3 protein-coding genes and 1 pseudogene are annotated in these 12,394 nt (G+C 55.4%); all 4 read right to left on the bottom strand.

The features are described from left to right. Positions 1–138 precede the first annotated feature (138 nt). Positions 139–2,088, bottom strand: a complete 1,950-nt coding sequence (locus DCMF_RS28490) for an asparagine synthase-related protein (protein WP_214658974.1) — start codon at positions 2,086–2,088, stop codon at positions 139–141. A 276-nt stretch (positions 2,089–2,364) separates the two neighbouring features. Next, complete coding sequence (locus tag DCMF_RS29445; RefSeq protein WP_214658973.1) at positions 2,365–2,502, bottom strand: hypothetical protein; 138 nt, start codon at positions 2,500–2,502, stop codon at positions 2,365–2,367. 55 nt (positions 2,503–2,557) lie between these two features. Beyond that, on the bottom strand, positions 2,558–11,746 hold the full coding sequence (locus DCMF_RS29440) for a 6-bladed beta-propeller (RefSeq protein WP_236860144.1): 9,189 nt from the start codon (positions 11,744–11,746) through the stop codon (positions 2,558–2,560). Between the two features lie 213 nt (positions 11,747–11,959). Then, positions 11,960–12,331, bottom strand: a pseudogene (locus DCMF_RS30585) (hypothetical protein); the annotation flags it as partial. Positions 12,332–12,394 lie beyond the last annotated feature (63 nt).

Here is a 12,394-nt window from a genome sequence, read left to right as displayed (position 1 = left end):
TGTCTTTATCCTCAACATTGGCACTCAGATGATGGTATTCTAAAAATAAAAATTAAGATTCGCCAAAGTAATGTCAAAGGGGCGTCTCATAAGTCAAATTCTTATGAAAACAGCCCCACTTGTTTATAAAAATAGCATTTATCGATTTTCTCTCAAATACCGGCTGAAAATAATACTTCTTAATAACATCCGAAAGTCATAATCGTTTAAAGCATCCATCTTAGTTAAGTCAATTTCTTGTAAAGTCCGGTGTATTCTTTCCAGATCAAGGTACCTTTTTTCTTGATCCGACTTCCCGATTTTCATGATTTCTTCCTTAATTTCTTGTTCCAGCGGCTGCAATCTTTGGACAAAATCCGCACTTTGCTGCCCACGTTCTTTGTAGTTGAGCCTTACTTTATCGGGCAATATCCCTTCCATGGCCCGTCTCAGCAACGATCTTTCCCTGCCATTTCTGATATATTGTTCATCAGGTACGCTCAAACAAAACTCTATCACTCGTTTATCAATAGTCGGATCCCGCAAAATTAAATGATGAGATAGGGATATTTTAGTATAAATACCCGCTAAATGACTGAAGTGAGCAGGCGATAGCATCATTTGTCTGTACGCAAAAGAGTCCATTTTTTTGATATAAAAAGGATCGTACCGATACCTTTTAAACCTGCCTCTGCGGCCCATTTGCTTCGCAAATTGGGGGTTAATAGGGGATAATTGAAAGGGGGTATCCCAGTTCTTGTTTCTCATCTGATACCATCTTTCTTGTACTTCATAGGGAAATAATGATTTGACTAAATCCGAAATAATCTTAAGGGGCTTTGTTTTTTTAATCTTGGAATAAGCATTTATCTCACTTATTAACATTTTCCATTTACCCGAATGCATGAAGGAGATGAGACAATGTCTAAATATTCCATATGAGATAGTGGTATTACCCATACCTCCGGTCAGCATGATTCCAACGTTTCTATCCTTTGCCTGAGCTAAAATTTCGTCAATCCAAAACAGGTTTTCCAGTATTTTATAGGGCTGCTCAAAGACCGAGAAAAAACGGTCCGTATCGCTCAATGAATGTTTCCCTTCACACCGGCAGTATATCACGTCAATATTTCCGGAATAGTCCTTTACTGCCTCAATATACGGTGTTTCATCCGCTATTTTTTTCGCGGAAAGCCTGTTATGATATCCAACCATCGGTATGGAGCTGAACGCCTGAAGAGTTTGTCCTCTTTTCTTTAGCTCAGTGGCGGCCAGGCACGCTACGGAAGTGGAATCAAGTCCTCCGCTCAACATTACTCCCACCGGTTTTATGCTCCTGAGCCTGCTGTTTACCGCCTGTCCCAAAACATGTCGTAAGGCTTCTTCATATTCTTGATCGGATTTAAGTTTTAGCTCTTTTTGCTTTTCCATCTTCCAGTAAACTTGTTTGCTGATTCCTTGCCTATTCACCATTAAGGTATGGGCGGCAGGAAGCAAAAGAATGTCTTGATATATCGTCAATTCACTATCCAGTTGGTGAATCACCGAAGGGATGGAGAGAAAATCACAAATCCATGCATCAGAATAATTTTTTTTAATTTCTCCAATTGCAAACAGGGGCTTGATAAGAGTGGAAAAGGCAAACAGCCGGGGGGAGGTGTAATAATAAAAGGTCCTGTTTCCCGTGTGATCGACAGCGCAAAATAACTTCCTCACATTTCCGTCCCAAATGGCAAAGGAAAAATCGCCCACAAGATGGGCAGGACATTCTTTCCCCCATTTTTGATAGGCTTTTAATATGAGAAGACTATCCGGTGTTTGTGTACAATTTTGTCCAGCAATACCAAATATATTTAACAGCTCTGCTCTGTTATCCAGGATGGCATCTGCTGTAATGGTCATATTTGATTTACTATCATGATAGGGCAGCCTCTCATGAACTGATTCCAGAGTAATGAATTGGGTATAGCAGCCCATAAACACCTGACCTTTTGTCCAGGTATCGGAAAAATCCCCTTCATATCTACCTAATTCATGCATCATGAAACCGGATATTTCAGGATTAATACTATCCCCACTTAAATCAAAAATACCGCAGATTGCCCCCATAGCCGCCCCCATAATTTTTTGTGCGCCAGATTCATTTGATTACCAACACTACTTATATGAGAATTATTCCAAAAACACTTTCGACCAGTTTGTTTTAATTCCTCTTTCAGAAAAATCATAAATGATTTAAACAATCATTTATATCCTGTAAGGGTGGGTCTCTGTGCCTGCCCGTTTCGGTATTACCATCATCATATGCAAATGATCATAAGAAAAACCGGCACAGAGACCGCCGCCTACAATGTTACACCACAAATTTTGTCTGTCATGGGTACATTAAGAACCCACATCAGTCTCTTCTTCTTGTTCAAACAGGTCAAAACCACCAAATCCCCCGCCAAGCTGGGTCATCTTAATCTCTATCTCGATGATTTGGGGGCTTTCCCATGGTTTCTTGGTTGTTTCTTTTTCCATCCGGCCATTCATTCCTTTCCTATGCGGGGCGGCACAGAGACCGCTCCCTACGCCCTTAATGTACCTTCACGCGAATCTGCTCGGCGGTACCATTACTTTCCTTCCATGAAATATACAGTTTTCCCTGATACTCCATAAATGTGAGCCCGGAGGAGGCTTTTGACGCATCATAATTGATATTTCCGTCACCTAACGGTACCCATGTTTCTTCATCTTCATCATAGGTTTTGATTCTCACTTTTCCGTTTTCCGTCCAGGCGGCATAAAGAGTACCGTGATATACGGTGCCGTTCAGCATGGATGCCCCCTGGCTTTCATCATCATTCAAGCTGTCGCTGCCTGCAGGTGCCCAGGAGGTGCCGTTATATTTTTGCGCCCTGACCTGGTAGATGTCTGAAGCATTCTGCTCCAGCCAGATGAGATATAAGCTGCCGTTGTTTAACAAAATGGGCACGTGGGCGGTTTTGCTGTCGTCATAGTTGAGACTTCCGTCATCTGCGCCGCTCCAGCTTCCGTCATATTTTCTTAATCTGATCTTTCCTTTTTCACTCCAGGCCACATAAAGGGCATCGTCGTACACTTCTGCACTGGGAATGGTGACGTGATCAGCCGGATTGTAGTTTAAGGTATTATTATCGTCTGCCGTCTCCCAGGTGCCACCATTAGATGTCATTTTAACCCGGATCTGGTTCCTGGTTCCATTGTTCTCTACCCAGACGGCATAAAGGGTATTGTCATAAACTTTAAGCTTGATGTTGAAGGCTTTATAATCGCTGTAACTCAATTTAACACCCTCATCCCAGCTCGTTCCCCCGGCATATTCTCTGATATATACCTGATATATTTTGTTAGTGCCCGGGTCTTCATACCAGGCCAGGTATAAGGAACCTTTGAATTCACGTAGGGCCGGGTTATAGGCGTTTTTGCCGGAATCCATGTTCAGGCTGCCGCTGTCCGCAGGGCTCCAGTCGGCGCCGTCATATTTTTTGACTCTGATTTGGGTATGCCCGTTTGTATTTTCTACCCACGCGGTATAGAGGTGATTGTCGTATACCGCCATGCCGGGGGTGATGGCCCAATTTTCCGATTCATAGTTGATCCCCCCGTTGTCTATGGTCCCTCCCATCGTCACCTCTAACTTGGAGGGCGCATCCTCCAAGCCGCCGCTGCTGCTCTCGGCCACCACATAGATGTCATATGCCTGTCCGGCCCCCAGGTCGGTGATGTTTGTGGTTGCTTGATAAGAAAACTTCTCGATACGTTTATTGGGCCGGTCCGATACATAGATATTGCCGGCGCTGTCTATAGCTACTCCATAGGGGTAGCTGAACTGTCCGTCGCCGCTGCCGCTGCTGCCCCATTTGCTGATAAATGTCCCGCTGCTGTTAAACTTCTGCACGCGTTTGTTGTTCCCATCCGCCACATAGACATTGCCGCAATGGTCTACCGCGATTCCCTCCGGAGAGTTGAACTGCCCGTCGCCGCTGCCTAAGTTGCCCCATTTGGCTAGAAAGTTTCCGCTACCGTCAAACTTCTGGACGCGTTTGTTGCTGTTGTCCACCACATAGACATTGCCGGCGTCATCCACAGCTACGCCCACCGGCAGGCTGAACTGCCCGTTGCTGTAGCCGCTGCCGCCCCATTTGGCCAGGAAAGTTCCGCTGCTGTTGAACTTCTGGATGCGGTTGTTGTGACTGTCTACTACATAAACGTTGCCGGCTGCATCCACCGCCACCCCGTAGGGATAGCTGAACTGCCCGTCGCCGCTGCCGCTACCGCCCCATTTGATCAGGAAAGTCCCGCTGCTATGAAACTTCTGGACGCGATTCAGGCTCCAGTCCGTCACATAGACATTGCCGTCCGCATCCACCGCCACCCCGCTAACATTCTGGAACTGGCCGTCATTGCTGCCGGGGCCGCCAAACTGGAGCAGCCAGTTCCCGTTGCCGTCGAACTTCTGGACGCGGCCGTTGCCATCGTCCGCCACATAGATATTGCCGTCTTTATCCAGGGCTACCATGTTCGGAGTATCGAACTGCCCGTCGCCGCTGCCGCTTGTGCCCCACTGGGCGACGTAGGCCGTACTGACGGCCACCGGTGTCCCGCCGGTCTTCAACTCCGCCGCCGACGGGGCGTCCGTCCCGTGGCTGTACACTTTATAATAGGCGGTGCCCGCCTCGTCTATTTTAACGGTCAGGTCCAGCGTGGTCTCCATGACGTTGGCGGCTTTGGGATAGCCGCTGTCAAGTACCGGCGCTTTGGTAAAGGCCTGGCCGGAAGCGAGTATCGTTCCGGAGGGCCTCCCTGCGACACTGTCCCCTTTCACCCTGACCTGCACCGCTCCCGCCGCATAATTGCGGTTTCCCAAGTGCAGGGGGTTGGCCGTGCAGTCGGACCAGGTGGCGCCGCCGTTGACGCTGTATTCATAATCCTCAATGTCAGGATAATCAAGCACGTTGGTCCAGCCGAAAGTGTTGTCGAGGTCGTCTACCGCCGGGTCTGTCGGCGCCGCCGGCACCGGGGCAAACTGGGTTGTGACCGTTTTGTCCCCGTCCATGAAGAGGGTTGCCGGGTTGGTGCGGCCGGTCAGGGCGCCGCTCCAACCCTCGAAGTAGCAGCCGGCGTCAGGAACCGCGGTCAGGGTCACGGATTCGCCGGTGGCAAAGGCCGTCCGGTCCGGGTTCCTGGTGACGCCGCCCGGGCCGGCGATGTTAACTGTCAAGGTGTAGATCTGCTCCTGAGGATCGTAGCTCACATCCACGCCCCGGCCCTGCAGGACCTGAATCGCCCCCAGGTCCGGGGAACCGCTCACAATATCCAGGTGATTGTGGGTGACATTCACGGTGTCGCCGTCGCCCAGCCCCGTGTTCGCCACCAGGGCGACGAGGTCCTCGATCAGGTTATGCTGCAAATAGACATCATGCAGCGCCGTCAGGCCGGCCAAGGCCGAGAGATCGCTGATTTGATTGTTCGAAAGATCGAGTTCGGTCAGGGCGGTACAATGCTCCAGGCCGGAAAGGTTGACGATGTTGCGGCCGCTGGCATTTAATGCGGTCAGGGCATCTAGGTCGGTCTGATAAATATTTCCCGCCGGCTTGCTAATGGCCTCCCGCACCGCTGCTTCCAGACCGGCATCGGGGAACCGGACCACCGTGGCCATCGTCACCTCTACTTTTGTCGGACTGGGCTGCAGGCAGCCGCCGGTGTTCTCGGCCACCACGTAGATATCATATGCCTGCCCGGCCAAAAGCCCGGTGATGTTGGCCCTGTACAGGGAAGAAAACTTCTCGATGCGTTTGTTCAGCCGGTCGGACACATAGACATTGCCGGCGCTGTCCACGGCTACTCCATAGGGTTCGTTGAATTGCCCGTCGCCGCTGCCGGCGCTGCCCCACTTGCTGACAAAAGTGCCGTTTCCGGTAAACTCCTGAACGCGATTGTTTCTCATATCCCCCACATAGACATGGCCGTTCTGATCCGCCGCGATTCCCTGGGGTTTGTTAAACCGCCCGTCACCGCTCCCGCTGCTGGTGCCGCCCCATTTGGCCTGAAAAGTCCCGCTGCTGTTAAACTTCTGGACGCGATGATTATCGCAGTCCGCCACATAGACATTGCCGGCGCCATCCACGGCTACTCCCACCGGCAGTTTAAACTGCCCGTTGCCAGTGCCGTTGCTGCCCCATTTGGCCAGGAAAGTCCCATTGCTGTCAAATTTCTGGATCCGGTTGTTGTGACTGTCCGCCACATAAACATTGCCGGCTGCATCCACCGCCACCCCGTAGGGATAACTGAACTGCCCGTTGCCGGTACCGCCGCTGCCCCATTTGGCCAGGAAATTCCCGCTGCTGTCAAATTTCTGCACGCGGTTCAGGGTCCAGTCCGTCACATAGACATTGCCGGCACTATCTACCGCCACCCCGTTGACGTTCTGGAACTGCCCGTCGCCGCTGCCGGCGCTGCCGAACCGGGCCAGCCAGTTCCCGCTACTGTCAAACTTCTGAACCCGGGCGTTGCCATCGTCCGCAACGTAGATATTGCCGTCTCGATCCACGGCCACCATGTGCGGCGCATTGAACTGCCCGTTGCCGCTGCCGCTACCTCCCCACTGGCCGGCGTAGACTCTGCCGGCCGCCAGCGGGATCCCGCTGCTCTTCACGGCCGCTGCCGACGGCGCGTCCGCCCCGTGGCTGTACACCTTATAATAGGCGGTGCCCGCCTCGTCCATCATGGCGCTCAGTTCCAATGCGGTGTCCGTGACGTTGGAAGTTTTGGGATAGCCGCTGTCAAATACCGGTATTCTGGTAAAGGCCCGATCGGAAGCCAGTATCTCTCCGGAGGGCCTCCCTGTAACACTATCCGCTTTTACCCTGACTTGCACCGCTCCCGCCGCAAAATTGCGGTTTCCCACAGGCTGGGGGTGGGCGGTGCAGTCGGACCAGGTGGCGCCGCCGTCTCCGCTGTATTCGTAATCCTGGATGTCAGGATAATCCGGCACGTTGGTCCAGCCGAAGGTGTCGTCAACATCGTCCACGATCGGGCCCGTCGGCGCCGCCGGTATCAGCGCAAATTGGGCCGTAACCGTCTTATCCCCATCCATAACGAGGGTGGCCGGGTTGGCGGTGCCGGTCAGGGCGCCGCTCCAGCCCTTGAAGCAGCAGCGGTTGTCGGGAACTGCGGTCAGGGTCACGGACTCGCCGTTGGCAAAGGCCGTCCGGTCCGGCTCCCTGGTGACGCTGCCCGGACCGTCGATATTGACCGTTAGGGTGTAAACCGGTTCCTGCGGTTCGAAGTTCACATCCACGCCCCGGCCCTGCAGTACCTGAATCGCCGTGAGATCCGGGGAACCGGCGCCAAGATCCAGGTGGTTGTAAGTGATATCCGCGGTGTCGCCGGCGCCCAGCCCCGCGTTCTCCACCAGGGGGGTGATGTCCTTGATCCGGTTATGCTGCAGGTTGACGCTAAAGAGCGCGGTCAAGCCGGCCAAAACCGAGAGATCGCTGATTTGATTGTCCGACAGGTTGAGTTCGGTCAGGACGGTACAATGCTCCAGGCCGGAGAGGTTGGTAATATTACGGCCGCTGGCATCCAATGCGGTCAGGGCATCCAGGTCGGTCTGATAAATATTTCCCGCCGGCTTGTTAATGGCCCCCCGCACCGCCGCCTCCAGGCCGGCATCGGGGAAATGGACCGCCACGCCCATGGTTACCATGACCTTGGTCGGACTGGGCTGCAGACGGCCGCCGGTGTTCTCCGCCACCACGTAGATGTCGTACGACTGCCCGGGCGAAAGCCCGGTGATATGGGCCGTATGTACGGGAGAAAACTTCTCGATGCGTTTGTTGGGCCGGTCGGACACATAGACATTGCCCTCGCTGTCCACGGCTACCCCATACGGCTCGTTGAACTGCCCGTCGCTGCTGCCGGCACCGCCCCATTTGCAGATAAAAGTCCCGTTGCCGTCAAACTCCTGGATACGTTGGTTATTCATATCCGCCACATAGAAATGGCCGTTCTGATCCACCGCGATTCCCTGGGGTTTGTTAAACTGCCCGTCGCCGCTGCCGCCGCTGATCACGCCCCATCGGGCGAGAAAACCCCCGCTGCTGTTAAACTTCTGGACGAAGTGGTTATTGCAGTCCGTCACATAGACGTTGCCGGCGCCGTCCACGGCCACGCCCACCGGCTGGTTGAACTGCCCGTCGCCGCCCCCTAAAGTGCCCCACTGGGTGCTATAAGTCCCGCTGCTGTTGAATTTTTGGATGCGTCTGTTTTGACTGTCCGCCACATAGACGTTGCCGGCGCCGTCCACCGCTACGCCGTAGGGGCGGTTGAACTGCCCATTGCCGGTGCCGCTGCCGCCCCATTTGGTCAGGAAAGTCCCGTTGCTGTCAAACTTCTGCACCCGGTTCAGGCTCCAGTCCGTCACGTAAACGTTGCCGGCGCCATCCACCGCCACCCCGTTGACGTTCTGGAACTGCCCGTCGTTGCTGCCGCGGCTGCCGAACTGGAGCAGCCAGTTCCCATTGGCGTCGAACTTCTGGACGCGGGCGTTGCCATCGTCCGCCACGTAGATATTGCCGTCTCGATCTACGGCTACCATGTTCGGGGTATTGAACTGCCCGTTGCCGCTGCCGCTTGTGCCCCACTGGGCGGCGTAGGTTCTCCCGGTGACCGCCATCGGGGTCCCGCCGCTCTTCACGGCCGCCGCCGACGGCGCGTCCCCTCCCGGGCCGCAGATCACATAGTAAACGTTACCCCCCTCGTCCATTTTGGCGCTCAGGTCTACCGTGGTATCCGTAACGTGATCGGCTTTGGGATAGCCGCTGTCAAATACCGGTATTTTGGTAAAGGCCCCATCGGAAGCCAGTATCTCTCCGGAGGGCCTCCCTGTGGCACCGTCCCCTTTCACCCTGACCTGTACCGTTCCTGCCGCATAATGATCATTTCCCACGGGCTGGGGGTTGGCTGTACAGTCATTCCAGGTGAGTCCGCCGTTAACGCTGTATTCGTAATCCGCCAGGGTTTCATAACCCGGCGTATAAGTCCAGCCGAAGGTGTCGCTGTCATCGTCCGCCACCGGGTTGGTGGGGGCCGCCGCCCCCTTGAATTGGATGCTGATGTTTGGGCTGATCAGGCTTCCTACCGCCCCGCTTACCTTGGCCTTAACAATGGTGAAGGTTAGGCCGCTTACGCTATCGACATCGGTATGGCGGGCGGCCTGCCCGGTGACGGCGATGGTCAGATGGGTCCCGTCCGTCCTGATGACGGTGTAGTCCAATCCTGCGGGCAGGTTCTCCGCTGTTACGTCCCCTTTGGTGATGTCGGCCGCCAGGGTGCCGCCGGCGATGGTGATCACTACCGTATTGGGGTCAAGGCTGCCGTCGTTGGCTAACCCCTCGGTCAATACTTCAGGTACCGCGGATGCGATATAAGCCCCGGATGCCGTCCCCGCCATGGTCACCATGACCTTGGCCGGAACAACTTGCAGGCTGCCGTTGGCGTTCTCAGCCGCTACGAAGATGTCATAGGTCTGTCCTTCCGCCAAGCCGCCCGTGATCGCTACGGACACTTCCCCGGTGCCCGCGACGGTCAACGGCGTGCCGCTGGCTTTCAATTCCGCCGATGACGGGTTGCCCATCCCCACGTCATAGACCTTGTAATAAGCCGTCCCCGCCTCATCCAGCTTTAGCAGCAGGTCCAGGCTGGCGGTCTGCACATTGGCCGTTTTGGGATAGCCACCGTCGAAGACCGGCGCCGTATCCATGGCCACCGTCACCTTAACCGGTGCCGGATGCAGGTAGCCCCGGCTCTCGGCCACGGCATAGATGTCAAAGGCCTGCCCGTCCATAAGGCCCTGGGTGACGCTCGCCGTCTCCATAAAGGCGTACTGCTGGACCCGGTTGTTCCCTGTATCCGCAATATAGATGCCAACCTTTCCCGCGGCGATTCCATACGGGTGGCTGAACTGTCCCGCGCCGCTGCCGTAGCCGCCCCACTTGGCGATAAAGTTTCCGCTGGTGTCAAACTTCTGAACACGGTTATTGCCCGATTCAATGACATAGATATATCCGTCGCTGTCTACGGCCATGCCATCAGGCCAATAGAATTCGCCGTCGCCGGAACCCTGCTGGCAATCCGCCCGGCCCCACTTGAGCAGGAAGTTCCCGTCCTTGTCAAACTTCTGGACACGGTGGTTCAGCTCATCGGACACATAGACATGGCCGTTTTCGTCCGCCACGATGCCCATGGGTCCCTTAAACTGTCCGTTATCCGTACCTTCTGTGCCCCACTGGGTGAGATAGTTCCCGCTGCTGTCGAATTTCTGCACCCGTTTGTTATTACTATCCGTCACATAGACATGGCCGTCACTGTCCACCGCAATTCCTATGGGGCTGTTGAACTGCCCGTTACCGGACCCGGCGCCCCCCCACTGGACAAGGTAATTGCCGCCGCTGTCAAATTTCTGGATGCGGTTATTCGAGGCGTCCGTCACGTAGATATGGCCGGACCTGTCTACCGCGACGCCGAAAGGCCTGTTGAACTCCCCGTCGCCGCTGCCCTGGCTGCCCCATTGGACGATAAAGTCACCGTCCCGGTCGAATTTCTGGATGCGGTGGTTCATGGTATCCGCCACATAGACATTGTCTTCCGCGTCCGCCGCGATGCCGAAGGGCATGTTGAACTGTCCGGCGCCGCTGCCGCTGCCCTCCCATATGGCAACAAATTTCTCCGCTATGATCACCGGTGTACCGGTGCTCTTAAGCTCTGCCGAGGTGGGTGGGGCCACCCCCTGGGCAAATACCTTGTAGTAGACGGTGGCGGCCCGATCGGTCCTAAGCAAAAGGTCAAGGCTGGTATTTTTCACGTTGGCCGTGCGGGGGTAACCGCTGTCGAATTCCGGCGCCGAGTCATTGGTCACTGTTACCCTGGCCGGCTCCGCCTGCAGATTGGCAAACCCATCCTCCGCCGCCACGTAAATGCGATAAGTGCCATTCGTTAGTGACGTTACTGAAAGACTTGCTTCATGGTCAGCTGTCAGCGCCACGCTTCCTTTCCGGTTTGCCGCCACCGGCGTGCCAACCGCATCCTGCCCTGCCTTGACCTGAAGCGCACCAGGCGCCTCCGCGCCGGAAGGGAGACAGACAAAGTAGGCCGTCCCGTTCTCGTTTGCCTTTACCAGTACCTGGGCCGCCGTATCACTGACCGTCCCGGTCCTGGGATAACCTGCGGACCATGTTGGGGCAACCGCGTCACAAAAAACCTTGCGGATGCGGCTGTTGGCACAATCGGCGATGTAGAGATGGCCCGCGCCGTCCACTGCCACGCGGTAGGGAAGATGAAGCTGAGCGCTGGTGGGAGCTCCCCCGTCGCCGTCATAGCCTTGGCTTCCATTGCCGGCCACGGTGGTGATGATGCCGGTGCCGGCCTCCACCTTGCGGACGCGGTTGTTATAACTATCGGCGATGTAGAGATTGCCGTCGCTATCCACGGCCACTCCTCGGGAGCAATTAATCTTCGCGCCGGCGGCGGCGCCCCCGTCGCCGGAATAACCTAGCATTCCATTGCCGGCCACGGTGGTGATGATGCCGGTGCCGGCCTCCACCTTGCGGATGCGGTTATTATAAAAGTCGGCGATGTAGAGATGGCCCGCGCCGTCCACCGCCACGTCTTCGGGATTACTGAGCTTGGCGCTGGTAGCGGGACCTCCGTCGCCGTCATAACCCTCCGTCCCATTACCGGCCACGGTGGTGATGATACCGGTGCCGGCCTCCACTTTGCGGATGCGGTTGTTGTTCGAATCGGCGAAGTAGAGATTGCCCGCGCTGTCCATTGCCATGCCGCAAGGACGGTCCAGCTTGGCGCCGGTGGCGGGCCCCCCGTCGCCGTCATAGCCTTTGCCTCCGGTACCGACCACGGTGGTGATGATGCCGGTGCCGGCCTCCACCTTGCGGATACGGTGGATGCCCGAATCGGCGATGTAGAGATTGCCCGCGCTGTCGATCACCACATCCTCGGGATAACTGAGCTTGGCGCCGGTGGCAGGGCCCCCCTCGCCGATATCTCCTTGACCGGCGGCATTGGTTCCATTACCGGCCACGGTGGTGATGATACCGGTGCCGGCCTCCACCTTGCGGATGCGGTGGTTCCAACTATCGGCGATGTAGAGATTGCCCGCGCTGTCCACTGTCACGTTGTAGGACTGATTAATCTTCGCGCTGGTGGCGGGTCCCCCGTCGCCGTCATAGCCGCCGCTCCCCGTACCGGCCACGGTGGTGATATACGAATAACCCACCCCATATGCCGCCGTTTCCGGGAGCCCCGCGGACATCACAGCTAGAGTCAGAATAAAGGATAAAAGCTTGATCATCATTTTAAATCCGGTTTCTTTCAA

It is taken from the genome of Candidatus Formimonas warabiya, assembly GCF_002777255.1.
In the GTDB taxonomy this organism is placed as follows: Bacteria; Bacillota; Dehalobacteriia; order Dehalobacteriales; family Dehalobacteriaceae; genus Formimonas; species Formimonas warabiya.
The sequence above is the reverse complement of the archived record's forward strand: the minus strand, read 5'-3'. Positions and strand labels throughout refer to the sequence as shown.

Excerpts from the sequence above, each read along its gene's own strand:
- DCMF_RS28490 (WP_214658974.1), bottom strand. The coding sequence starts at position 2,088 with ATGGGGGCAATCTGCGGTATTTTTGATTTAAGTGGGGATAGTATTAAT.
- DCMF_RS29445 (WP_214658973.1), bottom strand. The coding sequence starts at position 2,502 with ATGGAAAAAGAAACAACCAAGAAACCATGGGAAAGCCCCCAAATCATC.